This is a genomic window from Bacillus sp. V33-4 (genome assembly GCF_002860225.1).
Taxonomy (GTDB): Bacteria; Bacillota; Bacilli; order Bacillales; family Cytobacillaceae; genus Bacillus_BJ; species Bacillus_BJ canaveralius.
This window is the reverse complement of sequence record NZ_PGVC01000006.1, coordinates 15,505-41,321: the sequence shown is the minus strand read 5'-3', so window position 1 is coordinate 41,321 and position 25,817 is coordinate 15,505. Positions and strand designations below refer to the sequence as shown.

Genomic DNA, 25,817 nt, shown 5'->3' with positions numbered 1-25,817 from the left:
TGTGGCAAATCTAGCTTTCTACTTTGTTGACAAGTTTTCCAATTCCCTCTACTTCAATTTCGATCAGATCACCTGGCTGCAAAAAGCGAGGAGGACGAAATCCTTTCCCAACTCCTGCCGGTGTTCCGGTTGCGATAATATCCCCCGGTTCAAGGGTCATTCCTTGGGACAAAACCGAAATAATTTCTTCAACAGGGAAAATAAAATTTTCCGTATTGGAATTTTGCCTCAGCTCTCCGTTGACCTTTGTCTGGATGAATAAGTGATTTGGATTCGGCAGAGCTGACGCATGAACGATCCACGGTCCAACCGGGCAGGAGCCATCAAGGCTTTTTCCGATAAAAAATTGTTTGTGCCGTGTCTGTAAGTCCCTTGCGGTAACATCATTCAATACCGTATACCCGAAAACATAGTCAAGAGCCTCTTCTTTACGGATTTCTTTACCCTTCTTTCCGATAATGATGGCAAGCTCCCCTTCATAATCGAGTTCGTTTGTCACGTGTGCGTGATTCAAAATGGTGTCTTCGTGGCCAATCACTGTAGTAGGCGCCTTTGTAAAAACCATAATATGCTCCGGTATATCTTCTTTGCTGCCCATTTCAATCGCATGCTCTGCATAGTTTTTGCCTACACAGAAAATATTTTTCGCGGGGCGCGGGATCGGTGCTAACAATTTTACTTGATCAATTGGTATATAAAGTTCGGCTTCCCGCTGGTTTTCACTTGCCCATGCCTCAAGGGCTGCTGCTTTTGCAATGAACGATTCCCCGAGTGAGATACATTCGATCAGCTTTTCAGGAAATCCATTCGAGCCTGTTCTTATTTTTTCCGCTCGGTTTAAAGGAAGAATACGCTCTCCCTTGTTATCGACCATGCCAACAAAAACTCCTAATTGATCCTTTGCTGTTGCAAATTTCATTTGAACACCCCACTAAGTCATTATTAAAGCTGTTTTTAATATCATGATTTTTTCAACTCGATCATCTCAGTTCGTTTCAATTTTTGCAGTTTTAGATAGGTAAAACATCTCCATAACCATTCGAACGGGCCATATAAGAAATGTTTCATCCATAGTTGGCTTATGATTATTTGAAAGGCAAAAATAAACACGACAAGAACCGTCCCGCCTGCAAGGGAAATATCGCCGTAAAAACCAAGGCCATAGCTGTAAAAAATCAGCGTCGAGACGATTGATTGGAGCAGATAATTGCTGAGCGACATCCGGCCGACAGTTGCAAACGGCATGAGCAATTTTGCAGTTGCTGGTCTTCTTACGGCAAAAGCAACCATCAGTGCATATGAGATTGCCAGGAGCGCCCCGCCAAAAAAATCCTGTACAAATTCGCTCGCCACATTTCTGCCCAGTAAGTAGGGAGATATTTTAATAAGTAAACCGCTTATCAGCGTCACGAACAAAATCTTCCCGAGCTTCTGTTTATGCTCTTCAGGATGCTCCAGCCATTTCAGCTTCGCTGCTCCAGCACCGATCAGAAACAGGGGAAGAATCGAAGACAGCATTAAGAAAAACGATACAAAGTTATTCACCATATACCAATCAGTTGCCCGTTGGACCGTAATCTCGCTAAAGCTGCCTTCCTGATAAATTTGCTGGGATAATGCCGCTGCAGCATGATCATACATCGTTAACTCAGCTTCAGGAGTAAACATCACCATGCCGATTACCAGTATGCCGAAAATAATATTTGCGATTGTATAGAGCAAAGTTCCTGTCAGCATTAAAGCTTTTCCTGGTAGTTTTAAAAATAAAAGTGCGATAAAGCCGAACACCGCGTAAGTAATCAAAATATCGCCGTGCCAAATGAAGAAGGCGTGGATGATGCCCATCATTAATAGAAGAAACAACCGGCGCAAGGCGATCGGCGTAAAATTTGCTTGCCTTGCGAGTACACGCTCCCGTAAAATCACAAGTCCATAACCAAACAAGAGCGCAAATAACGGGTAAAAGCTGGCTTGTGCAAAAACGTCGATAACAACGTACACTGCTTTGTCCACTGGTTCATTCCACCATTGCAATGGATCAATATAAAGAATTGGCGAATGAAAGGACATCATATTAACAAGAAAGATCCCCAATATCGCCACGCCTCTCATCGTGTCGATCGAGGTGATTCTCTTATTTATTGTTGGCATGGCATCATCCCTTTTTTAGAAAAGTCGTGAAATTCATTATACCTGAAAAAGCGGGAAAAGTGATTATAATGTGCTCTGGAGTTCATCGTAATTTCTGGCTGGCGATCATCGTAAATTGCGAGTTACGCTCGTAAATTTCAATTCTTCAATATTCACGATATAAAAAACTGCCCATGAACGAGCAGTCTTAGTTGACAAACCGACCTGTTTTTCCTTGCGCTTTCCAGTAATCGTCTCTAAGATGGACCTTCTGGATTTTCCCGGAAGCTGTTTTCGGAAGCTCCTCAACAAATGTCACTCCTGTAATCGCTTTAAAATGGGCCAACTTTTCCCGTGAAAAAGCAACAAGATCAGCTTCTGTGCAAGTTTCCGCGTCCCTCAGCACGACAAACGCGTGCGGCGTTTCACCCCATTTTTCATGCGGAACGGCGACAACAGCAGCCTCCAATACAGCTGGATGGTCGTACAGAGCACCTTCGACTTCAATTGAAGAAATATTTTCACCGCCACTAATAATGACATCCTTTTTGCGGTCGACAATTTCAATATGCCCTTCGCGATCGACCATTGCCATATCACCGGTATAAAGCCAACCGTCGCGAATCGCTTCCATGGTCGCTTCTTCATTTTTCCAGTACCCTTTCATGACTCCATTGCTTCTTGTGATGAGTTCGCCGATCTGTTTGCCGTCATGGGCCACTTCGTCACCATTTTCATCGACTACCTTCACTTCACAGCCAATCATCGCAAAGCCCGTTTTTGCTTTCACTTGATTCTGCTCGTCTGCCAGCAGATCCTTTAAATGGGAGCGGATCAGCGAAATGGTGCTTAAAGGCGACGACTCAGTCATCCCGTAGACTTGAATAAACTCCCAGCCCAGTTCATTTTCTACTCGCGTCACAAATGCCGGCGGAGGAGCGGAACCTGCAATAACGACCCGAATTTGCTGCCTGATTGCGGGCTTATGTTGTTCATTATACTGGAGCAATGAATTCAATACCGTCGGAGCCATGTGCATGACCGTTACTCCATGTTTTTCAATGGCTGCAAAAATTTCCTCGGGAGACGTTTTCCTCAGGCAGATTTGCGTCGCACCGTTCGCAGTATAGTAAAATGGTGAACCCCAGCCGTTAACATGGAACATCGGAAGAACATGCAGCAGAACATCCTCATCGTTTACCCGCAAATGGTGCATCGCGCTTAAAGCGTGCAAATAATTGTTGCGATGGGTTAGCATGACTCCTTTCGGATTGCCGGTTGTTCCACTAGTATACAAAAGACTGCAAATATCATCTTCATCCACTGCTGTTCTCGTAAAAGAATTTGCCGGTTGACCTGTAAGCCAATTTTCATAATCCATTTCAGCATATTCATTTTTGTTTTCATGGACGATGATCGTCTTGACTGTTGTCAGTTTTTCTTTGACAGGTACGATCAAGTTGTACAGCGTGCGATCAACAAACAAGATGGTTGTTTCGCTATGGTTCAAAATAAATAAATAATCATCCGGCTTTAATCGGGTGTTAAGCGGCACCATTATGGCGCCGGTCAGGAATACGCCGTAAAACCCTTCAAACATTTCAACTGTGTTTCCGGAGAGATATGCAATCCTGTCACCTTTTTTTACTCCCAGGTTTGTTAACCCGTGCGCAAGCTTATGAACTCTTTCATTTAGTTCCTTGTATGTAAGAACATGTTTATCGCCAAAAATCGCTCTCTTTGAACCATACAATGATACAGCCCTGTCCAAAAATTGCGAAAGAACTAATGGCACCTTCATCCTTATCCCCTCCCTAGAAAAAATTAAACGCTTTCAAAATATACATTTATTATGGCAGGTTTTTACCCGTTTTTTTGTCGTAATATGTCTATTTGATATTTTTTTCCGAACAAATTCTTTCATCCAGCTTCAATTCCTCTTTATTGATGACAGTTAACGCCTATAAAGTTGGGCGATTTAATCACATTTCCGGTCCTTGCACATACGATATTAAAGAAATTTACTTTAAAGGGTGTAGACCATGCCGGCAATTGTAGGAGTTGTCCAAGTGATTTCAATCGGGAGCAGTTCTGTCTTTAACATTGGCGATGTTTATAAAATAATGCCTGTATCGACGGCCAAGACATTCTCCGGGGCAGGTTCCTTTAATACCGGTAACGGTTTAAATGTATACAACAAGCGGAGCTCAACCAACACTTTTGACCGGGATGCGATCGATCAAGGTCCATATTTAAATGCATAACAGCAGGTGATAGCGATGAATTTTTATATTCAACAGTCAATTCACATCAATTTGATCCGAATTGACAGTATTATGAATTCGGCAGTATTGCAGATCGGCAGTTCCGGGATTATTAAACCTGTTTCTTATTTAAGCAACACCGGAGGGTTTATGGAGCCTGCGCCGGAAGCTGAAGCGCCCGATTTCGAAACCGGAACACATTTTGAAAGTCCGGCAGTGCCTTTGACAACAGCGAGAGGCAGAGTCAGCCAGGATTTGTAATGCGAAGAAAATTTGGTCAACTGGACAAACATGTGAGGTGGTATTCATGAACGAGGAGTTTTACCGGTACCTTCAACATCTGCATAATTTTGTTCAGGCTCAAGACAAGAAAATTCGCGCGTTGGCAAAATCAATGGCGATTCTGGAGAATGAAATGAAAGACTTGAAGGAAAAGCCATCCATTCGGGTTGAAAGGATTGAATATAAGTTTGACCAGCTCAAGGTAGAAACCCTTGAAGGCACGCTTAATATTGGTTTAAATCCAACCGATTTGCAGGGGATCGAAGATTTTTCCGTTAACAATGACCAAATGAGTACTCCTTTTTCACCTAAAGAGCGGATGCAAATGGTCGTCGATATCGAGGAGCACATGAACAACTATATCGATTCAGACTTAAAATCGATCGTTGATGAAGCAAAAAACCAATTGAACCTGCGTTTAGATGATTCGTATACTTCCTTTATAAAGGATGACATAAAAAAACAGCTTCCAGCCAGGATTGAACATTTTATCAATCAACATATTCCTGCTGAAAGGTCTCCAGAGTATTTCGAAAAATACAGAGAAAAAATTATTGTTCAGCTGAAAGAGGAAATCAATAGAGGTGTATACACCTTCCTAAATCATTTGCCCGATACTGTGAAAGGAATGAAAACAGAATGAATTTCCATGTTCTGAACCGGGAGATTTGCGTAGGACATATACAGGTGATTGGGGTGTCGAGTTCTTCGCTGTTAATGGTCGGGGATGCAAACACGATTCAGCTTGCCTCTGCCTTTGATACTCCGGCTGAATCGTTAATTATTGGCCCGTTTGTGCCGTTAACCCCGGATGTGCGATAAATGCTGCAACGGACTTCCTATGTAACAGACTTGAAGGTCACCACAGTATCATACTCCTCGGTCATCCAGTTGGGAGATTCAGAAATCATCAACGGGTTTTCCCGTGCCATTGCAGTCCAGCGGGAAGAGGAAGTTTTTTATAGTGATGAAGGAAGCTTTTCTGCTTACCCTGTTTTCAATAAACCGATTCCGTTCATGCCAATACGGGAACAACTTGTGCAGCAAACATCCCACATCTTTCCTGTCCTAAAAGTGAAAAAAATAGATATTCTCGGAATTTCTGCTTCATCTATTCTCCATATTGGAAACAGCCAAAACATATCTTTAGAATCGAGGATCAAACATATCCGGCAATTGAGACCCCGTTAATTGCACAATATTGTCACATGATATTATCGGAGCCGGACAAGGTCATCATTCAGAAAAGGATGTTATATATGCCCGCCATAATTGGTCCAGTGCAGATTATCAATGTTGGAAGCGGGATCGTCCAGTTTGGCGATGCCGTATATATCTCCCCAAAGCATGCATCTAAATCGGTCTCGGGAGCCGGCGCGTCGAACACAGGGGGCTTTATCATTACGAATAACGGAATAAATATCAACAATGTGATTGATACAAATCTGTTGGACCAGCCTGTTGTTGGCAACGCCTAAATTTTCTGCTCCCTTCGGAAAAACCTCACGCGCCCGGATTTGCCGCTTTTACCTTAACAAATTAAACAGGCGATAACCACTCACGGTTATCGCCTGTTTGCCTTAAGCAACTGACTTATTTATCAAGTTTTATGATGTGCCCGCCATCAAAGAAAAATAGGTATCTTTCTTCAATTGTCTTTTTGAAAATTTGCTCAAGTGCTCTCGTATACAGATCTATTTGCACTTTATACCTTTTTTCAAGCACTGGCTTCGCTTCCTCGAAGCCCCCTTTAAATCGATCATGAATTTGATCTGTTTTGTAGTCAATCAGCACTGTAGCTTGCTCATCTTCAAACACACAATCGATGATCCCCTGCACAAAAACGCGCTCCTCCTGCCCTTTCCAATCACGATAAATTTCTTTTGCGGACAGTGATAAATTAAACGGGACTTCGCGGTTTATCTTTGATGCGCCTATCAGCCTTTTACCTAAATCAGTCATGAAAAATTGTGCGACAAGGTCTGCTTCAATAACGGAAACTTGTTCTTCCGTAAGCAATTCTTTTTCCTGCATGACCTTAATTTGTTCTTTTATGCTTTGTTCGGTCAAGGGAAGGCGAAGGTTTAGCTGCTGCATGACCATATGCATCGCTGTTCCCTTTTCCGCAGGTGTAAGTGACTTTTCCTGCATAAACTTCGGCCGTGTCAATATCGGCTTTTTGAGTTGGCGCAACCATTCCGTGCTGCTCTCCTCAGCAAATGCTTCGCCCTGCCGTTTTATTTCAGAAACCGATTGTTTGGATCGATAGACGGCTGCCTCAGCATGTTCATATTTCCATGACAGTTGATGATTGACGATTTCGGAAAACGGAGAAACAACATCGACAGTCTCCCCTGCTGCCACTTTCGCCAGCAAATCATCCTGCTTCACCATCGCTTCCTCCCGCTGTCCGGCCGCTTCTTCTGCAGTGACAACCTGCACTCTCCAGCAGGAAGGATGTCCAGCGATCTCTTCATTTGAAAACGAGCTAATGATGCTTCCTTCCGGCCCGAAAACCTGGAAATCGCGATGGCGGACTATTGATGGGCCGATCCAATCCATATAGCTGCCCGCGGACGCCCGCTCAAACTCGGATAGAAGCCATTTTTGATTCGAAGCTGCTGCTGACCACTTATGAATCGTTTTTTCGGCATCTTTCACAGACCCAATCAAAAACAGTTTTTCCTTCGCTCTTGTTAACGCCACATAAAGCACACGCATCTCTTCGGCAAGCATCTCCATCTTCTTTTTCCGTTTGAAGGCAAGCTGTGGAAGTGATGGATAAGAAATCCGTTTTTGGGCATCGACATATTTAGCCGCAAACCCAAAGTCCTTATCAAGCATAAAAGCCTTTCTTATGTCCATGACGTTGAACTTCCGTGAAAGACCAGCGACAAATACGATTGGGAATTCGAGGCCTTTGCTGCTGTGAATCGTCATGATTCTGACGACATCCTCCTGTTCGCCCAGCGCCCGTGCTGCACCGAGATCATCGCCGCGGTCCATCATCCGTTCAATAAAACGCAAAAAGCGGAACAAGCCCCGGAAAGATGTTGACTCGTATTGGCGGGCCCGGTCATAGAGTGCCCGTAAATTGGCCTGGCGCTGCTTTCCGCCCGGTAAACCACCCACATAATCAAAAAAATGAGTTTCCCTGTACAAGCTCCACAACAATTCGGAAAGTGAACCTTGGCGGGCCCTCTTTCTCCAGTTTGTCAATTGCTCAAGGAAATGGTTTGTTTTTTCATGAAGCTCTTCCCCTTCGTGTCCCGGTTTTGCCCGGCAAAAGCTCACAAATGCGTCATAAAACGATCCCCTTCGCTCGCTTATCCGAACCTGCGCGAGCTCATTTTCATCTAAGCCAACAATCGGTGAACGCAGGACAGATGCAAACGGAATATCTTGAATTGGGTTATCGATGATCTTCAACAATGACATCATAATCGCCACTTCTGTCGCTTCAAAATATCCGTTTGAAAGATTTGCATAAGCAGGAATTCCTTGCTGCTTAAACTCTTCCATTATTTGCGGCGCCCATGTCATCGAACGCAGCAAAATAACGATGTCCCGGTATGCTGCCGGCCTATCCATTTTTGTTTTTGCATTAAAAACAGGCAGTCTTTCGCCAATGATTCCCTTAATTTTTGTCGCCATCAGTCTCGCTTCAAGCTGGACCTGTTCAAATTCTTCGGCATCATAGGCTGCCAGGTCATCTTCCTGCTGTTCAGCTTCATTGTTTTCTCCGGATTGGTCAATCAGCAAAACTTCAACCGGATGCTCGATGTCTTCCGGGTAAGCTGCGCCCTTTTTTAACTCGGCCGCTTCATCGTAGTCAATTTCGCCAACCTTGACACCCATTAACTGCTTAAATAAATAATTGGTCCCGTCCAGTACTTCCTTCCGGCTTCTAAAATTCCTTGCCAGGTCAATGCGCAGTCCGGATTTTTTTCCTTCAGTCGAAAATCTGTTGTATTTTCCGAGGAATAAATTTGGTTCGGCAAGCCGGAATCGGTAAATGGATTGCTTCACATCCCCAACCATGAACAAATTCCCGGCTTCTTCACTATCCTTCGTAACGAGCTTAAGAATCGCTTCCTGAACCAGGTTTGTGTCCTGGTACTCGTCCACAAACACTTCTTTAAAATGATTGCGATAACTTTCGGCAGCCTCAGAAGGAAATCTCAATCCGTCTTCCTTCATTCCTCCGGTTAAAATTTCAAGGCAATAATGCTCCTGGTCGGAGAAATCAACGAGTCCCTTTTCTGTTTTTACCCTTTGAAATCGTTCCGAAAAGGTTCTGACAAGGGTAACGAGTGTTTCGATATGAATCTTCATTTCCCGCATATCCTTTATAAAGCTTTCAGGCCTTCTTGAAAAAAGTTCATTTTGGATTTCCTGTAAAATTTTCTTTGCCTTTTCGCGCAGCTTTTGGGCACGGTCCAGCAATTCTTGATCAAAATCATCGCCGCGGCATGTTTTTGCCCGCGAAAAAGACCATGACTGCATCGCCTGATATAGCGTCTCCCAGGAATCATTTTTTGCAGCCATTAATATGTGGACGATTTCGATATCTTCGACAAAATTTTCCGCGCGTGGGGCTGGCCCGCCTGGAAGCCTGGTTAGCTCGAGCCCCTGTTCAAGAAGCTGCATCGCTCCTTCAAGCTGAAGCTCAATATCAAATAAGAGAGACTTCACAAAAGGCAGATCTTCAATCAAAGCCGATTCATCAACATCATACATCGCAATAATTGAAGCAAGATACTGTTCAGGAGAAGGATTCGACCTGGCAAAATCATAAAGCTCGCGGACAATGTCCTGTAGTGCAGCATCGTTTCGGTCATTCGTGAATGTGTCGACAAGAGCAAAAAAGGCATCATTACCGTCTTTCCCGTATTCTTCTTCAAAAAGCTCATCAAGCACTTCATCGCGCAACAGCTGAGCTTCTGTTTCATTGGCAATCCGGAAGCCTGGGTCAATATCGATTAAGTAATAATATTTTCTGATTACATTTAAGCAAAAAGCATGCAATGTCGAAATTGAAGCACGGTTTAACAGGCTTAGCTGCTTTCTTAAATGGATTGATTTCGGCTGTTCCTCAATCGCTTTTTCAAGTGCTTCACCAATCCGGTGCCTCATTTCAGCAGCGGATGCGTTTGTGAAAGTCACAACCAACAGTTCATCGACATTGATTGGGTCCTGCTCATCAACTATTTTGCGGATCATTCTTTCAACAAGAACAGCCGTCTTTCCCGAGCCTGCCGCGGCAGCGACTAAAATGTCCTTTCCCTTTGCCGCGATCGCTTTCCACTGGTCATCGGTCCAGGTGACGTTGTCAGGCTTCGCCGGAATTTGGAGATTCGTCAATCCCTTCATCCTCCCCTCGAATTATCTCAAGCACATCGTCCTTTTGCTTCGGATTCAGAATCCGGTAGTTATTGCCCTCGACTGACTGGTCAAACTGGCAGACGGACTTAAAGGAGCAGAATGTGCACGGAATCTTATTCTTCAGCTTATACGGGGATACATCGGTAATACCTTCCGTAATTTCATTGCCCGTTTTTTCATATATGTTTCTGACATGGTTTGTCAGCCGGGCAAACTCCGCGCTGCTTGCCACTTTAGAGCGTTTTGAAAGTGTCCCGTCTTTCTTTATTCCGGCCGGGACAATCAAGGATTCCCCCGAATCAAGCGACCGGTCCATTAAGTTAAGTACATTTTCATCACCGAGCAACAGACCGTTCATTTTAAACTTTTTAAAGATTTCGCGTTCAATCTCATCCAGAGAAAGCATTTTTGACGTTTGGATGATCGGATTGTGAACATGAAAATATAGAACACCGGCTGGACTCGCTTCAGTACCGATGAGCGAGCCAGCGTGGCTGATTACGATATCGAGATAAGTAAGCATCTGTAAAGATAAGCCGTAATAAACCTCGCTCAAATTCAAGTCTCTTTCACTTGATTTATAATCGACTACCCTTAAATAAACCCCATCTTCGTTCTCTGCTTTATCGACCCTGTCTATCCGGCCAGCCAATTCCATTTTCGCACCATTTTTAAGTGAAAATGATAACGGAGGCAGCTGTTCCTTCAGCCCGAACCCAAGCTCCAAACCGATCGGAACGAACCCGCTCGCTTTCGAATGCTCGCTCAAAATATAGGACGCCCGGCTAATAATATTTTCAAGTTTTCTCTTAATGTAAAAATGCCTGTTTGAGCTTAAAAGAATCTCATTCTGCAATTTTGGCGCCAGTTTCTCAACCGCTTCTTTGGCAAGCATTTCGCAGTCAGCCCTCGTCATGCTTGACCATGACAAATTCCTTGCATTGACAGCTTCTGAAATATGCTTTAATGCAGCGTGAAATAAGTCTCCGATATCGGGGGCTTCAAGCCTGAATATTTTTCGATCACGGAGTTTCAGGCCATGCTGGGCAAAGTGTGAGAACGGGCAGCTGTTAAACATTTCCATTCGCGAAACACTTGCCTGAATATGATCTCCATATAGCCCACTGCTCACGTTCCTTGACAATTGCCTTGCTTTATTTTCATAAAAGAGACTGGACAAAACTTTATACGCGGTTTTTTTCTGTTCCGAACTTTTCATGTAATAGTTGTATACATCCCACCAAAAATCGTATATCGGATAATTTCGTTTCTTGAGCTGCATTTGGCCCGCTAAATAGGAAAGCGCAGTCGTTTCCCCTGAGACAAATTCCAATTGTCCCATTTCCGGAAGCTCGGAAGGATCGACCACAAAATAATCGTGGCGCGCTTCCGGCAGCAAATCAACGATTCTCTTAATATAGGGGGACGGCATCAATGCTTTTCCTTCTTCATTGGCGAGCGGATAACTTAAATAAAGCTGCTTCGAAGGGGTTATAAAAGCTTTATAAGCGAGAAAATTCTCATCAAGCAGTTTCGTTTTGCTGCTTGCAGCGATTTTTAATCCGCCCGCAAGCAGGGCTTCTCTGTCTTCATCGGCAAGGATGCCCTCCTCGTTGATCTTTGCAGGCAGGACTCCTTCATTCAGGCCAATCACAAACGCCGCTTTTATATCAGATAACCGCGACCTTTCCAAATCAGCAGCAAGCACCTGGTCGATAGCGGGCGGTACAAGCGAAAATTTCAGTGCCTCCATACCGGCATCGAGTATCGAGGCAAATTGCTTTAACGGCACTTTTTCTTGACCAAGCATTTCAACAAACTGGTCAAGCATGGCAATAATGGCATCCCAGGCCTGGTCATGCTCACGTGCTCTGACAAGATTCCCCTGCTCTTCTGCTGCCAGCTTCCATTGCTCAAGCTTTGCCGGAATATCAAGCTCCTCAACAAACAGATAAACCGCTTCACTAAGATCACGGCCATTTTCCGCCCTTTTCAAACGCCTTGACATTCTTAAAATGGGGGCGGTAATCAAAAGCCGAAGCTCATTTAATTCCTGCTCCGCCCGTTTTTCCGCATCAGTCTGGGCGATAGCCTCGTTTTCCAAGCCCCTGATGCGCCGATAAACCCAGCGCTCCCGCTTCGTCCACTTGTCTCCTTGAATCCCGTACGCCAACACATAGTTTTCAAGCCTGTCCATTTGTTCACGAAGCTGCGCCGGATTAGAGGTAAGCGGATATAATAATTCCGTTTTAACGGCACGGAATACAGGCTCATAACGCCAATTTCCAACGATCACTTCAAGACTTGAGCGAATCAGCTCAAGCAACGGATGATGCAGCATCGTTCTTTTTTGATCGATAAAATAAGGAATGCCGTAATCATGGAAAATCGTTTCAATAATTTCATGATAGTCACTGCCGTTTCTCGTTAAAACAGCTATGTCTTTAAAACGATAGTCTTTATCGCGGACTAAATGCTTAATTTCACGGGCGACGCCTTCCAGTTCCGCTCTTCGATTGGCTGCCTGTACGATCGTAACAGCGGCCGCTCCCTGGAAAGCTTGAGCAGGCCTTGTATCAAAATGCGCTTCGAGATGGTTAAGTGATGGATGCTCCCAGCGCTTTTGCTCGTTTAAAATGAATTCCGGCTCCAGCTCAATGTTTCCAGCCTTAACGATTTCATACAGCGTCTGGCAAGTTTCACCGCTCATTCTAAACAGATGCAGCTCATCCGGGGCTGTTTCATGAAATGGTTGATCAAGCGTCAGCGTAATCGTTACCCGTTTGCAATGCTTCATAAGCTGCTGAATCACCAAGTACTCCTGGGGGGTAAAGCTGTAAAACCCGTCAATATACACTTCGGCGTTCTTCAAGTATCCAGATGAAGCGGCTTGTTCGGTGAACAACCTGAAGTAATCCTCTGAATCGGTATATTTGCCGGCCATTGCCTCGTCAAAATGGTTATATATTAATTCAAGGTCATGAAGCTTATCCTGAATATCAATCCGTTTTTGTTGTTCATTCTCAGCCAAAGCTGCATGCTTTTCAGCGAGTTCCTCCGGATTTATACAATACCGCTTAAACTCTGTGAGCATTTGTTCCATCTGCTGGATAAAACCGTTTTTATCAGCAGCACGCTGGAAGATGGTGAGCTCGTCTTTGTTTTCTTCAATAATTTTTCGAATCAGCATGCTTATTCCAATGCTGTTTAAATGGTAACGGCTGATGCCGCCCGTTTCCTGCAGGACCCGCCATGCAAGACGTGTAAAGCTGTACACTTGCGCCCTGATCATTCCCCCCAGGTCAGGCGTTGTCACAAGCCTGTACTCCGAAAGAAATGTCATCTGTTCCGGTACAAGATAAATTATCGGATCGCCATCCGGTTCCTGAAATAATCTCTCGCGTATTTCATTCAGGCATGTCTCCGTCTTACCGCTCCCGGAACGCCCGATTAATAGTCGAACAGACATCTCCCCATCCTCCTAATAAAGCTATCTTTCTCTTATATTATTTTAGCACAGCATATGATTAAAATTTTATCGCCTGCGTTTGGCAAATAGTAACTGGTTTCATTCTAAATGCTTTTCAGCTTTTTATGGTTTGAGATTTCCCACATGTGCGCGCAGCTAAAGTTCTTAGTTGTAAAAATGATTTCAACTAAACTTATGATATCATATTTACCGCTTACATAGCGAACGTTAGTTCCTATCGTTTTATACAGCTCTATAATTTGAAGGCACTATAACATAAATAGTTCCTGCTAAATGATTTACGGGGTCATTTTTCTTTTCAGCCCATAATATAGTACATATTAGACAAGCTTGGATGGTTCTTTTGGAATTATATTAAATTAACAATTGAGAAGGTATAAAGATGACTGGATTAATCATTATTCTACTGCTTGTGCTGGTGCTTCCATTTACAATGAAAGCCGTTGAGGATAACCTCGAAATTTTCTTATTTTCAATGGGGGTTGCTGCCGTTTTGTTCAGCGGGGTGTTGGACAGGCCTTTGATGGTGAAAGCATTGGAAGACCCTATTAAAATTGCAATAACCGTTCTTATTGCGGGTTTGCTGTTCAAATGGCTGTTAAGACCTTTTGAAAACTTAGTTAGCAAAACTGGTAAATCCATACCTTATCCATTATTCTTCGCCCTCGTCGTCATTGTCCTTGGCTTCCTTTCAAGTGTCATCACCGCGATCATTGCCGCATTAGTCCTTGTAAATATCGTCACTTTCCTCCGATTAGATCGAAAATCGGAATTGCGGCTTGTGATCATTTCCTGTTTTTCAATCGGCTTGGGAGCCACTTTAACACCAATTGGCGAGCCGCTTTCAACAATTGTCGTCAGCAAACTGAATGGGGATTTCCTGCTTCTGTTCAGGCTGATAGGGCCGGAGGTAATGATTGGGGTATTGATGATGGGTGTTTTTGCGGCCCTATTTATTCAGCCTCAGCCGCATAAAAAAGGACTGTCTGGATTTAGCAAGGCTGAAACGTACCAGGAAATTCTTAATCGTTCTATAAAGATCTATCTGTTTGTAATGGGCTTGACGCTGCTTGGCGCCGGATTCGAACCGATGATCAATATGTACATGCTTCAACTCAATCCATTTTTGCTGTACTGGATCAATATGATTTCTGCGATTCTTGATAACGCCACCCTGGCAGCTGCCGAAATTAGTCCGGCGATGGACTACATGGCCATCAAAGCAATTTTACTTGGCCTGATTACGAGCGGCGGCATGCTGATTCCCGGAAATATTCCCAATATCATCTCCGCTGGCAAACTGAACATTACCAGCACAGAATGGGCAAAATTCGGCGTTCCGTTCGGATTGATGACGATGGTTGTTTATTTTGTGGTGATCTTGTATGGGGAGTGATTTTTCATTACTTGTAAATGGCTAAAAGATTTGTTTTGAATCTTTTGAGTAAGGGGGTTTCTTGATAAATTCGAGTTTATAAGAAGGAAGATTTATACGTGATTGATTAGGTTGACGTAATTATGCAGGGAATCACCATGAACCAATTTAGGAGATTTTTTTTCAAGTAAAAAGACTCGAAGTCATCCGAGTCTCAGATTGTCGACAAAAGGGGTTCGGAATGGTCTCATTCCGAACCCCTTTTGGTTATTTTTATCTATTTGTCTCTGTTTTTAGTGTGAATGGCCTATCACTAGCTCATTTGTTAAGCCATTTCTGGACCTTTCCAGGTCCAGTTAGCCATTTTCTTTAGATTCATGGCAGCGAAAGTAAGCATCGCCTGCATGGACAATTTTTTAAGTCCCCTTAACGTTGTCCAACGCATACCATGCTTTTCTTTAGCATCTGCGAAAACGCGTTCAATCGTTTCCTTGCGTTTCGCATAGATGAGTTTTACTTCTTTGTGATGACGCAGGTGATCGGCTTCCTCTACATATTCCTGCCAAATATGCCTGGTCACCACTTTTTGATGATCTTTACTCTCAGTACACTGTGATAAAAATGGGCAGGCTGTGCAGATATGCTTTGGTGACTTGTACTCACGATAGCCTTCCTTGTTCGTCGTCGAGTACTTTAAGACCTTGCCCGCCGGGCAAAGGTAACAGTCGAAGTGTTCATCATAGACATATTCGTATTTTCGAAAAAAACCATCTTTTGTGCGTGGCCGTGTATAAGGCATAGCCGGCGTCATTTCGTTATCAATCAAATACTTTGTAATGGCAGGTGTTTTATAGGCTGCGTCAGCCGCGATAGCTTTAGGTTTTCCGACCTTCTCCATCACCTGTTCAACCAATGGCTCCAACATATGACTGTCATGCGTACTTCCCGGCGTCACCACTGTCCCCAGTACAAACCCGTTGCGGTCGGCCGCCGCATGAAAGGAATAGGCGAATTGCTTGGTCCGTTCGTCCTTCACATAGTAGCCACTCTCCGTATCAGTTGTGCTTTCCTTAATTTCTTTCGTCTCCTCCTTTTCGAATCTATCAGGAGAGAAAGGCTTCTTCCCATGGTCTTCCCGGTCTTGGTTGATCTCTTCCTGAAGGCGTTCCTGGTAGGCCCGTGTTTCCTTCCGTACCATCTTCTTTACGAATTTATGCTTGTTCGCACTGGCCTTGACATGGGTCGAGTCAATAAAGACATGGTCGGCACTGATTAGTTTATTCTCGGCTGCCGTCTTGAGGATACGATAGAAAATCTGTTCAAACAGGTCTGTATCCTTAAAGCGACGCTCATAATTCTTCCCGAACGTAGAAAAGTGAGGTATCTTATCATGGAACCCATAGCCTAGAAACCAGCGATAGGCCATATTGGTTTCTGTTTCCTTGATGGTCTGGCGCATGGAACGAATGCCGAATGTATATTGAATAAAGGTAAGTTTAATCAAAATGACAGGATCAATACTTGGGCGCCCCACTTCGGAGTACAGATCTTTAACAAGATCGTAGATGAAGGAGAAATCAATCGCTCTCTCCATTTTGCGGACCAGATGGTCCGCAGGTACCAATTGATCTAAAGTAATCATTTCAAGTTGATCCCGACCGATTGAAGGGTTTTTTGAAAGCATCTTCATCACCTCAAGCATTAATATGTATCTATTTTAAAACAGGCTTTGGTTATACTGCTACACTAACTTTTTAAACCCTGTTGATTGGAGTGGAAAGCGCGAAGACTCCTGCGGGACTACGGGTCAGGGGAGACCCCGCAGGAGTGAATAACGACGAGGAGGCTCCCCGGGCCGCCCGCGGAAAGCGAAGCGGTTGGAACGGAAATCAACAGTCCCATTTTAAAAATTAGACAAAAATAAAAAAACTGTAGGCAAACTCGATATTAGTCGAGTTTGTCTACAGTCTGAGACTCGAAGTCATTCGAGTCTGAATGTTTACATATGCTTGTTTTAAAACGAGACATCCATTTCATCCAAGGGCCAGTAGCGAAGATTGACTTCCCCGACGACTTGATCGGCATCGATAAAGCCGAATTGGCGGCTGTCCCAGCTCCCGCGCCGGTTGTCCCCAAGCACAAAGAGCTTGCCTTCCGGGACTGATTCTACGCCGGTGATTTCCTGCAAGGTAAAATCGCCTGTTAACTTCTCGCCGGGAATCTCCATTCTGTATCTATCCAAATAAGGCTCCTCGATTTTTTTTCCATTTATAAATAGCTGATCATCACTGTATTCGATATGATCTCCAGGCAGGCCAATAATTCGTTTGACGTAGTCTTCCTGTTCGTTTGCGTGGAAGACTATAACATCGAACCGTTCTAAATCGCCGATCTGATAACCGATCTTGTTGACGACGAGTTTGTTTCCATCTTCAAGGGTTGGCATCATCGACTCGCCTTCAACAATATAATTGGAAAAGAAAAAAGTGCGGATAAAGGCAAATATGACGATGCCGATTGCAAATGCTTTAATCCATTCCAGCCCTTCTCGTTTCAGCTCTTCTTTCATTTCCATCTCCTCCGTCTTTGTCTTAAACTTGCGTTTCCTGCTAATTATACTAGCTCCGCCTCCCAGTTCGAGCTTTTCATTTGCCATTTTACTATTTCTCTACACTCATATTGATTTTTACTTCGATTCTTTTACCAACATACCAAAGAATCGCAATAACTAACAGTACAATGGCTGTCCGTAGCGGCTGATGGAATAACGAGTATATATCGTACCCAATAAAACTAATCGTAAAAATCATTACCGCCTTTCCGGTAATGACGGCCAGCATATACTGGGCAGTGCTGATTTTCGATAGCCCGGCAACAATATTCACGACTGCGGATGGCGTAAATGGGAAGCAGAGCATCAGGAATAACGGCCCAAACCCATGTCGTTCCAGCCAACTCATCAGGCGCTGGACGCGATGATGTTTTTTCAAAAAACGCAGCACCCGCTTCTGTCCATATTTCCTTACAAGGAAAAAGACGAGAAACGCACCTGCTGAAGCCCCGATCCATGAATACAAAAAGCCAAACCCGAGACCAAATGCGTTTACATTTGCCATCACAAACAAGAACAGGGGTAAAAACGGCAGGAACGCTTCCAGCATCGGCAGCAGGATCCCTGGAATGGGCCCTAAAGCCCGATACTCTTCAATTACATCCATTATATTCTCTAAGGTGAACCATTCTTTTAATATGTCAAAATCCATTCACAGTCTCCTTACAGCTCATCTGTTCGTGCCAGAGTTTTCCGACTCTAGCTGGCACATATAATTTGTTTACCTCATATCCGTCCATTTCACACCTGGATTTTTCACCAGTGAAGCCGTTATTGGGTTTGGTCTGCTTTAAGAAATTCGTCGAGGGCGGCCCTGTTCTTTTCGAGATCAGGCGCGAGAATGTCTCCTATACCTGACACCCTCTGTTCCTTGAAACCACCCTCTACCGGAATGGTTAACGACTCGATATTTTTATTTCCTGCTGTTAAAAAATCCTTTCCCATAAACAGCATTGTCGCCGTATTAAGATTCGTATTAATAAACGGAGTAACTACCCCAATTAACTTCGGGAGTTTAGGAACGGTTTCCAGGCTTGTCAGCTGTCCCGCTACATTTTTGACAACTTTTTGCTGCCTTTCAACCCTTGTAAAGTCACCCATCGTATCATTCCTGAAGCGAACATAGCCCAATAAATGCTCCCCGTCAAGCTGCTGAACCCCGGGTTCAAGGGTAACTCCGATATAATCGGACATATGCTTTTCTACGTCGACTTCGACTCCGTCGGGAAATGCTTCATCAATCAATTGAACAAAACCTTCAAAATCGACGATTGAATAATATTGAATGTCCAATCCGAAATTGTCTTTAATTGTTTGTCTGAGCAGCTCAGGACCGCCAAATGCGAAGGCCGCATTGATTTTATTTTTCCCATGTCCGGGAATCTCAACGTATGAGTCGCGCATAATCGAAGTAATTTTATAAATGCCTTTGTCTTTATGATAATGGGCAATCATGATTGTATCGGACCTGGCGCCCTTTTCCCCTCTTGTGTCGCTCCCAATCAGAAGTGTATTCGTCCAGCCTTGTTCGTCTTTTTCCCCATTAAATTCATACTCTACCTTTTCAACATTTGAGTCCTTCGTCGATTCCGAAACGCCGGCCCGGAATTGCCAGTAAATATATGCAAATACAGCAGCAATCAATATGAGTAACACTAATAAAAAAGCCTTCCGTTTCCTCTTTTTTCGGTTTTTATGCTGATGCTTATCTGATCTCATAGCGCTTTTCCTTTCATTACCTTAGTATGACCCCTTTAGCATATATGACTTCTTTATTCGACAAAAAGTTTCCTTCAAAACGGTGGAAATTTTTTCACCAGTCCCGATCTGAACTGCAAAGTTATTTATACAGTCAACCTCAACTCATCCACAAAATATCTTATTTTCAATGTACCATGATTCTTGAAAAAGAAAAAACTGCAATCAATGATGACCGCAGTTTTTTCGAAATTTTTTAAATATGGTCCTTAAACCATTCGGTTATATAGTTTAATCTTTGAATACGAAGCTGAGGTTTTCCGCTTCTTGATAATTCGTGGTTTGACTCAGGGAAGCGGATGAATTTCGTTTCTTTCCCCTGCCTTTTCAAAGCAATAAACAACTGTTCCGCCTGCTCAACCGGACAGCGGTAATCTTTTTCACCGTGCATGATCAACAGCGGAGTTTTAATATTGCCGGCATAAGCTAGCGGAGAATGCTTCCACAATGTTTCAATGTCATTCAAATCAGCATTGATTTGCCATTCTGTGAAATAATAACCGATATCGCTGACACCATAAAAGCTGACCCAGTTTGAAATCGATCGCAGGGTAATCGCTGCTTTAAAGCGGTCAGTCTGGCCGACGATCCAGTTCGTCATGAAACCGCCGTAGCTTCCGCCCATAACCCCGAGCCTTTCTTTGTCAACGAACGGGAACGAATCAATCGCGTAATCGACGGCTGCCATTAAGTCTTTATAGTCTTCGCCGCCATAATCGCCCCTTACCGCATTGACAAATTCCTGGCCGTAACCAAGGCTGCCTCGTGGATTGATATACAACACTGCGTAACCTTCTGCAGCAAGCAATTGAAATTCATGAAAAAAAGTATTCGCATACATCGCATGCGGGCCGCCGTGAATTTCTAAAATAAGCGGATACTTTTTACCTTCTTTATAGTTGGCCGGTTTCATAATCCAGCCATGAAGTTCCGTCCCGTCTTTTGCAGAAAGATTGATCGCTTGCGGCTGTGACAAAGTAACCTCCTTGAGGAAGTCAGCGTTCACATTTGTCAACTGTTCAAGAGCTCCCGTTGATATGTTCAATGTATATAAATCTCCAGGCTGGTCAGCTTTGCTGATCGCTACAACGGCCCGCTCGTTTCTTCCGTCAGCCGCCAGCCCGTAAACATGCTGGTTATCAAGAAGTGCCGGGTAGATCTCACCTTTTAAGTTCCCGTAGTATACAACGGTGTTGCCATGATCTGTGGCGACAAAATAAAAGCTTTCATTATCATCGGCCCAGAGCATTCCCGGTGTGACTGCTCCCTGCTGGAAGTCACCGACTACCGTATCTCCTGCCTGTACATCCCAATTGTTTGTTAAACATTTTAACGTTCCAGAACTAATATCATATACCCATAGCTTTGTAAGCGTAGCATTTTCATACTCGCGTCCATGGCCAAACAAGCCGAGATGTTTCCCGTCCGGAGACCAGGTTACACTTCCGAAATAACCTGTCCCATCAGTGACTCTTTGCAGTTTGTTATCGGCCTTCACATCAATCAAATAGACATCATTAAGGAAAGTCGAATCAGTATCATCACTCAGATCAGCGGTAACAGCGATTTTTCCTCCGTCAGGCGACCAGCTCTGCAGGTGGTAATCTGTTTTCCCATCGGTGATTTGGGTAATCTCGCCTAAATTGAGATCGACGACAGCTACTTGCGCGACCTTTCCGTTCAAAAAGCCCTGGGCATCTGATTTATATTTCATTTTATCCACTTCAAGAGGAACAAGTTCTTGCTTCTTTTCCTGCTCTCCGTCACGGTCGGAAACACTGTCATCCTTTCCTAATGAAATGGAGAAGGCAATTTTCGTACCGTCCGGCGACCAGACTGGACTTCCTGCTCCGTTACGGCTAAAAGTAACCTGTTTTGCTTCTCCGCCGCCCGCATTCAAGATATAGATTTGATTTTTCCCCGTCCGGTTTGAGATAAAAGCGACCCGTGATCCATCAGGCGACCAGCGCGGCGAATGGTTGCGGTGCTCACCATAAGTCCACTGAACAGGCTTTGCTTTCTCATCAAGGTTTATGTAAAAGAGGTGTGCACTATAGTCATTTTTCTCCTTGAGCATAGCGGTCTCTACATAAAGCAGATCTCTCCCATTTGGTGCAAGGCGAGGATCCGTTGCAGATTTAAGTGTATACAAGTCCTCCGCCGTAATTGTTCGTTTAGTTGTCATTAAGAAGCCACCCTTTCATTAAAAGCTTTCTTAAAATATATTTCGACACTAGAAATATATTTTCCCTATTCATTATAAGGCTTCTTTTAAAAAAGATAAATGAATTTTGCAATATTTGAAAAAAATAAATCTGTCTTGAATTTAGGATATATATTAGTTAATATAATATCGAACAAATGTTCTAATTTTGATAAAAGGAGTAAACGAACATGACAAGAATCCCTGAAGAAGACCGCAATATGATGGAACAGGCCATCTACTTACCATTAGTGTTAACCGTTTTAAACCGAGATCTTGTTGTGGTCGAAAAAAGCCCTTTTAAACTAAAAGATCCTTATAGACACTTAATTGAGGAAACAATGAAGATTATCCAAAAGGAATTGTACGAAGTAAAGCGATACATGAGTAAAAACAAGCTAAAGGTTGAGCAGTTGAACCGGGACGAAGCCTTCACGATGTATCTGTTTTTGTATAAAGGCTATGAGGAACACCATAGCTATTTTAACCCACGGATTCGCAACAAAGTACAAGAATTAATGGAATTTTATTTGTTTAAACGGCATGTTTGTGGGCAGGAAAAAACAGAGGCTTAACTTATTGTTTGAAAGTACGGCCTTCAGATTGATAATGGTGATGACTTTCAGAGGCCTCCATATATCTGCCCGTCCGGGAAAAATAATAAGCTTTTCGTTCTGTCTCTTCTAATCTCTGCATGATTTTCGTTCTCAGCAGTGCGGTCCGGAGCAGTTGATTTTCAAAAGAGGCCGATGAAATGGGGAAGGTATAATGCCTCTTGTTGCGAAAGGTAACAACTGTCTGCTGTGAATCCACTCTTTGATGGGATAAAACATTCTCATGTGAAATCCAGATGCAGTCATTGTTGTTCGGCGATGTCGTCGGGAAAAAATAAATAAAATGAACAGGGTCAATCGTGATTGGAACCTTGTGAGTGATGCCGATAAGCGTTTTTGTCCCTTGTTTCCTGCCTTCATAGCTTGAACCAAAGTATTCACAGCTTTTCTTGATAATATCGAGCGGCTTGAAAGGGGAAATGTATTCATCCTCCATTTCAATGATCCTTGCATATAGCTTGCTTCCATAAAGGGTCGGCCTAACCATTAATGTACAAGGATTTACTTCATATTCTTCAATCAATGTTCTCCTCTGCTTGTCCATAGGTACATCTCCTTCTGTTAAACTGATCTTATCGTACCACCAACTTCCAGATATTTTACAAAAACAACGAAATATTCGCAAAAAATTCACATTTTAAAAGTGCCAAAAAAATATTTTCTAAAAATTTAAAAAATTTAGTTGATTCAAGAGTGAAAATTCCATATAATATTAAAAAGTGTCAGGGGTGATTTTCATGAACGAAAGGTCCTACACAGAGCTAATGAAATCGAAAGCAATGAGCCGCCAAAATGCAAAAGATGCTTACATGTCAAACCTTTACATTGATATGCTCCTTGATGAAATATTGCTTAACGCTGAGAAACAAAAGTTGTTGAACAAGATTGATCAAGCCATCGATGTTAATGATAAGCCGGCATTTTTGCAATTGACTGAAGAATTAGCTTCCTTAAACAAAAGGTTTGGAACTTAACTTAATTTCTGCGGTTGAAACCTTATTTGGAGACTGACCACAAAGCTTCCATCTTTTATCAAAAAGATCGGGTGACAAGCCAGTGGTGCACAGTCTCTTATTTTTGTTTTAAGGAGTCAAGGTCCTCCTCTTTTAAAATAAAACATGGACCACCAGAGGCGGCCCATTTCAATCAATGTTTTCATTTCGCATCTTTATTTCATATTCTTCAAGAGCAGAAATTCTTTCAAGCATTGTCGGATGGCCGTAGCGGAATATTTTCACCAATAATGGCGGGTTAACCTGGCTAAGCCCGGCACGTGTCAACTCCTGGAATGAAGTAATAGCAGCTTGCGGATCCTTTGTCATCTCAATTGCATAAAGATCAGCCTGGCTTTCCTGGTATCTTGACACAAAATTGGTTAGCGGGCTCGCTGCAAACATAAGCATCGACAGAATCATCAAGAACAGCGGCAATGAGCGTAAGTCCTTGACATGGTCAACCTTAAATTCATTTCCCCAGCGGCTGATTGCCCAATTCATGATTCTCGCGGTTGCGTATAATCCGGCTAATGATAACAGCAGATATCCGGCAATTCCAACATAAATATGCTTCTTAACATAATGGGCCATTTCATGCGCCATTATGAATAAAATTTGATTATCATTTAAACGGTTTAGAGTCGTATCCCAAAGAACGATCCGCGAATTCCCGCCGATGCCGCTCACGTATGCATTTAAAGCATTAGTCTTTTCGGCCATGTCCACTTCAAAAACATGGTCAGCCGGGATGTCCGCTTTGTCTGCAAGTGCTAAAATTTTCTGTTCGAGCTCTTTATCTTTTAACGGATAAAAGTCATTGTATAAAGGATCAATGACGATCGGCTGCAAAAATACCATAATCAAGGTAAACGGGATTGTTAACATCCAGGCATACAGCCACCACCTCTTGCGGCTTTTATTCATCAGCCAATAAAGCACAGAAACGACAATCACCATAATTCCGTAGTTGATCCAGAAGTCAATAAGCTCATCCTTCATCCATGAGGAGAAGGTCTGTGTGGAAATATTGTAGGTCTTCGCCAGAGAGTAGCTGATATAACTCAATGGAAAAGTCGCCACGAATGCAAAGAAAGACAGCCAAATGAAATAGATCGCTGTTTGGAAAAACTTGAATCTAGTTGACTGTTCGGCCCAGCGCTTAAATGCCTTTGAAAGCCCCACCAACAAAATTAATAAATAAAATAGCCATTCAAGCGGTGTAGACAGGAAAAACAACAGATTTCTCACCTTTGAATATTCCTCGCTCAAGCTAAGTTCCCGCGCATTGAGAAAAACGGCCGGGTCAGCCTGTGAACCTTCGTATTCAAACGGCAGGCTTGTATCGGCGAAATAAAAAAGGTACCAGTAAATAAATAGCCCATAAAGAACATAGGCAATAACCGCATAAACCCCGATCTTGCGTGCCAACTTTTTTCACCTCCAATGTACAACCTGTTCTCTTATTAGTTTAATAAAAAATTCCCGAATTAGAACCAGATCTTAACCAAGCTATCAGTTCTCTAAACATAGGATGCACGGTTCCAGCAAAAATCAATGAAAAAATTACTGCCGGTCCACATCAGGAACCGGCAGTCGCGAAAGTTCAAAATAGATAGGAATATAAAGTTAATACCGCAATCGAGCCGAGGACCACGATGATCACATTAGCGCCGAGATAAGCTACAATAAAGGCAGCGGCAGCTCCAAGCAGCCCGTACCATATATCCTCCTGAATGAACAGTATCCCTGGAAAAATAAGCGCCCCTAAAGTGGCATACGGGACATTTCTCAGTACCCCCTGCAAAAAAGCAGGCAGCTCTTTTCCTTGAAACAAGACAAATGGAAGCATTCTCGGGATATAGGTAACAACACCCATTCCGATAATCATCCAGACGATTTCACTGCTCACTTGCGTCACTCCTTTGCTTCCCTTTCATCAGTTCAACCGCTTCAGCGATCACGGCCGAAAGGAGCGTTGCCGATACAATCGCCCATCCAGTTGAAAGCCATCCTGCCAACGTAAAAATTGTATTAAAGGAAGCCGCAAGAGCAGCCAAAAAACCCACTTTAACAGTTTTTTTCATAGATGGGACGAGCAGGCCGATAAACATCGCATACAAAGCGACAGACATGCTTTCCTGCAACGTTTCCGGAAGGCTTGCACCGAGTAAATGTCCAAGTCCGGAATTGACTACCCAGCTTGAATAGGAAACCGCGATCACGCCGAAAATATATCCTGTCGTAACCGTCCCTTCTTTTGTTGCTGCTACCGAGAACGTTTCATCGGTGATTCCAAAAGAATAGATCGCTTTATTGAAAAGATGGTCATCCTCACATTTTTCATTAAGGGAAGCCGCCATCAGAAAGTGGCGGATATTCACGATAAAGGTTGTTAAGATAATTTCAAAAACACCCGTTCCGAGCGTTAATAGACTGAGAGAAATGTATTGCGCCGCGCCTGCAAAAACAATCAGGCTCATCAGCATCGTTTCACCGATTGAAAGCCCTGTTGTTTTTGCCAATAGCCCGAAAGTTACCGCGATCGGAAAATAGCCGATCCCAATGCTGACTCCGGCTTGAATTCCTTTTCTAAACTCGGAAGAATGTTTGCCCAACGTTAATTCTGCCACAGTGCCACCGCCTTTTTCCGGTTTATATTCCGCTAGTTTTATATTAAAATAAACGTATATATTCTCAGGATTATAATTAA

23 protein-coding genes are annotated in these 25,817 nt (G+C 43.4%); 9 read left to right on the top strand and 14 right to left on the bottom strand.

The window, feature by feature from the left end; translation table 11 throughout:
* Positions 1–10: 10 nt before the first annotated feature.
* The 3 genes from CVD23_RS03070 to CVD23_RS03060 all read right to left on the bottom strand — a co-directional run bounded on the left by CVD23_RS03070 (position 11) and on the right by CVD23_RS03060 (position 3,931).
* Positions 11–919: a fumarylacetoacetate hydrolase family protein gene (locus CVD23_RS03070; RefSeq protein WP_101665151.1), complete on the bottom strand. Its 909-nt coding sequence runs from the start codon at positions 917–919 to the stop codon at positions 11–13.
* A 41-nt stretch (positions 920–960) separates the two neighbouring features.
* On the bottom strand, positions 961–2,151 hold the full coding sequence (locus tag CVD23_RS03065) for a DUF418 domain-containing protein (protein ID WP_101665150.1): 1,191 nt from the start codon (positions 2,149–2,151) through the stop codon (positions 961–963).
* Between the two features lie 187 nt (positions 2,152–2,338).
* Positions 2,339–3,931: a long-chain-fatty-acid--CoA ligase gene (locus tag CVD23_RS03060; protein ID WP_101665149.1), complete on the bottom strand. Its 1,593-nt coding sequence runs from the start codon at positions 3,929–3,931 to the stop codon at positions 2,339–2,341.
* Between the two features lie 241 nt (positions 3,932–4,172).
* On the opposite strand from CVD23_RS03060, the gene CVD23_RS03055 reads away from it, so the two are divergent.
* The 6 genes from CVD23_RS03055 (at position 4,173) to CVD23_RS03030 (ending at position 6,154) form a co-directional block, all read left to right on the top strand.
* On the top strand, positions 4,173–4,394 hold the full coding sequence (locus tag CVD23_RS03055; RefSeq protein WP_101577684.1) for a spore germination protein: 222 nt from the start codon (positions 4,173–4,175) through the stop codon (positions 4,392–4,394).
* Between the two features lie 15 nt (positions 4,395–4,409).
* On the top strand, positions 4,410–4,655 hold the full coding sequence (locus tag CVD23_RS03050) for a spore germination protein GerPB (protein WP_101665148.1): 246 nt from the start codon (positions 4,410–4,412) through the stop codon (positions 4,653–4,655).
* Between the two features lie 46 nt (positions 4,656–4,701).
* Positions 4,702–5,319: a spore germination protein GerPC gene (gene gerPC / locus CVD23_RS03045; protein WP_101665147.1), complete on the top strand. Its 618-nt coding sequence runs from the start codon at positions 4,702–4,704 to the stop codon at positions 5,317–5,319.
* Positions 5,316–5,498: a spore gernimation protein GerPD gene (locus CVD23_RS03040; protein WP_101577681.1), complete on the top strand. Its 183-nt coding sequence runs from the start codon at positions 5,316–5,318 to the stop codon at positions 5,496–5,498. Before gerPC ends, CVD23_RS03040 begins: the two co-directional genes overlap by 4 nt.
* The gene (locus CVD23_RS03035; protein WP_101577680.1) at positions 5,499–5,867 is read left to right on the top strand and encodes a spore germination protein GerPE; all 369 of its coding nucleotides are present in this window, start codon (positions 5,499–5,501) and stop codon (positions 5,865–5,867) included.
* A gap of 68 nt (positions 5,868–5,935) precedes the next feature.
* Positions 5,936–6,154: a spore germination protein gene (locus tag CVD23_RS03030; RefSeq protein ID WP_101577679.1), complete on the top strand. Its 219-nt coding sequence runs from the start codon at positions 5,936–5,938 to the stop codon at positions 6,152–6,154.
* Positions 6,155–6,269: 115 nt separating this feature from the next.
* Here CVD23_RS03030 and addA read toward each other — a convergent pair whose 3' ends face one another.
* Together addA and addB are read right to left on the bottom strand one after the other, a co-directional pair.
* Complete coding sequence (gene addA / locus CVD23_RS03025; RefSeq protein ID WP_245917452.1) at positions 6,270–10,040, bottom strand: helicase-exonuclease AddAB subunit AddA; 3,771 nt, start codon at positions 10,038–10,040, stop codon at positions 6,270–6,272.
* Positions 10,009–13,530, bottom strand: coding sequence for a helicase-exonuclease AddAB subunit AddB (addB, locus tag CVD23_RS03020; RefSeq protein ID WP_101665146.1), 3,522 nt, complete (start codon positions 13,528–13,530; stop codon positions 10,009–10,011). Before addB ends, addA begins: the two co-directional genes overlap by 32 nt.
* Positions 13,531–13,933: 403 nt before the next feature.
* On the opposite strand from addB, the gene CVD23_RS03015 reads away from it, so the two are divergent.
* Positions 13,934–14,947 (top strand): DUF1646 family protein, encoded by a 1,014-nt coding sequence (locus CVD23_RS03015; RefSeq protein WP_101665145.1) that lies wholly within the window; start codon positions 13,934–13,936, stop codon positions 14,945–14,947.
* A 304-nt stretch (positions 14,948–15,251) separates the two neighbouring features.
* On the opposite strand, the gene CVD23_RS03010 is transcribed toward CVD23_RS03015, so the two are convergent.
* The 5 genes from CVD23_RS03010 to CVD23_RS02990 all read right to left on the bottom strand — a co-directional run bounded on the left by CVD23_RS03010 (position 15,252) and on the right by CVD23_RS02990 (position 21,480).
* Positions 15,252–16,610 (bottom strand): IS1182 family transposase, encoded by a 1,359-nt coding sequence (locus tag CVD23_RS03010; protein WP_101665144.1) that lies wholly within the window; start codon positions 16,608–16,610, stop codon positions 15,252–15,254.
* 330 nt (positions 16,611–16,940) lie between these two features.
* On the bottom strand, positions 16,941–17,495 hold the full coding sequence (lepB, locus tag CVD23_RS03005) for a signal peptidase I (protein ID WP_101665168.1): 555 nt from the start codon (positions 17,493–17,495) through the stop codon (positions 16,941–16,943).
* A gap of 91 nt (positions 17,496–17,586) precedes the next feature.
* A complete protein-coding gene (locus tag CVD23_RS03000; protein WP_101576330.1) occupies positions 17,587–18,189 on the bottom strand; it encodes a TVP38/TMEM64 family protein in 603 nt (200 codons plus the stop codon).
* Positions 18,190–18,308: 119 nt separating this feature from the next.
* A complete protein-coding gene (locus CVD23_RS02995; RefSeq protein WP_101576329.1) occupies positions 18,309–19,256 on the bottom strand; it encodes an LCP family protein in 948 nt (315 codons plus the stop codon).
* Positions 19,257–19,491: 235 nt separating this feature from the next.
* Positions 19,492–21,480 carry a S9 family peptidase gene (locus tag CVD23_RS02990; protein ID WP_101665143.1) on the bottom strand — a complete coding sequence of 663 codons (1,989 nt, stop codon included), beginning with the start codon at positions 21,478–21,480 and terminating at the stop codon, positions 19,492–19,494.
* A gap of 209 nt (positions 21,481–21,689) precedes the next feature.
* Between CVD23_RS02990 and CVD23_RS02985 the strand changes: the two genes are divergently transcribed.
* Positions 21,690–22,073, top strand: coding sequence for a hypothetical protein (locus CVD23_RS02985; RefSeq protein ID WP_101576327.1), 384 nt, complete (start codon positions 21,690–21,692; stop codon positions 22,071–22,073).
* Between the two features lies 1 nt (position 22,074).
* On the opposite strand, the gene CVD23_RS02980 is transcribed toward CVD23_RS02985, so the two are convergent.
* Positions 22,075–22,656, bottom strand: coding sequence for a competence protein ComK (locus CVD23_RS02980; RefSeq protein WP_101665142.1), 582 nt, complete (start codon positions 22,654–22,656; stop codon positions 22,075–22,077).
* Positions 22,657–22,849: 193 nt separating this feature from the next.
* On the opposite strand from CVD23_RS02980, the gene CVD23_RS02975 reads away from it, so the two are divergent.
* Positions 22,850–23,086 (top strand): IDEAL domain-containing protein, encoded by a 237-nt coding sequence (locus CVD23_RS02975; RefSeq protein WP_101576273.1) that lies wholly within the window; start codon positions 22,850–22,852, stop codon positions 23,084–23,086.
* A 168-nt stretch (positions 23,087–23,254) separates the two neighbouring features.
* Here CVD23_RS02975 and CVD23_RS02970 read toward each other — a convergent pair whose 3' ends face one another.
* The 3 genes from CVD23_RS02970 to CVD23_RS02960 form a co-directional block, all read right to left on the bottom strand.
* Positions 23,255–24,535, bottom strand: coding sequence for a M48 family metallopeptidase (locus tag CVD23_RS02970; RefSeq protein ID WP_101576272.1), 1,281 nt, complete (start codon positions 24,533–24,535; stop codon positions 23,255–23,257).
* Positions 24,536–24,710: 175 nt separating this feature from the next.
* On the bottom strand, positions 24,711–25,016 hold the full coding sequence (locus CVD23_RS02965; protein WP_101576271.1) for an AzlD domain-containing protein: 306 nt from the start codon (positions 25,014–25,016) through the stop codon (positions 24,711–24,713).
* Complete coding sequence (locus CVD23_RS02960; RefSeq protein WP_101576270.1) at positions 25,006–25,737, bottom strand: AzlC family ABC transporter permease; 732 nt, start codon at positions 25,735–25,737, stop codon at positions 25,006–25,008. Before CVD23_RS02960 ends, CVD23_RS02965 begins: the two co-directional genes overlap by 11 nt.
* Positions 25,738–25,817: the final 80 nt, after the last annotated feature.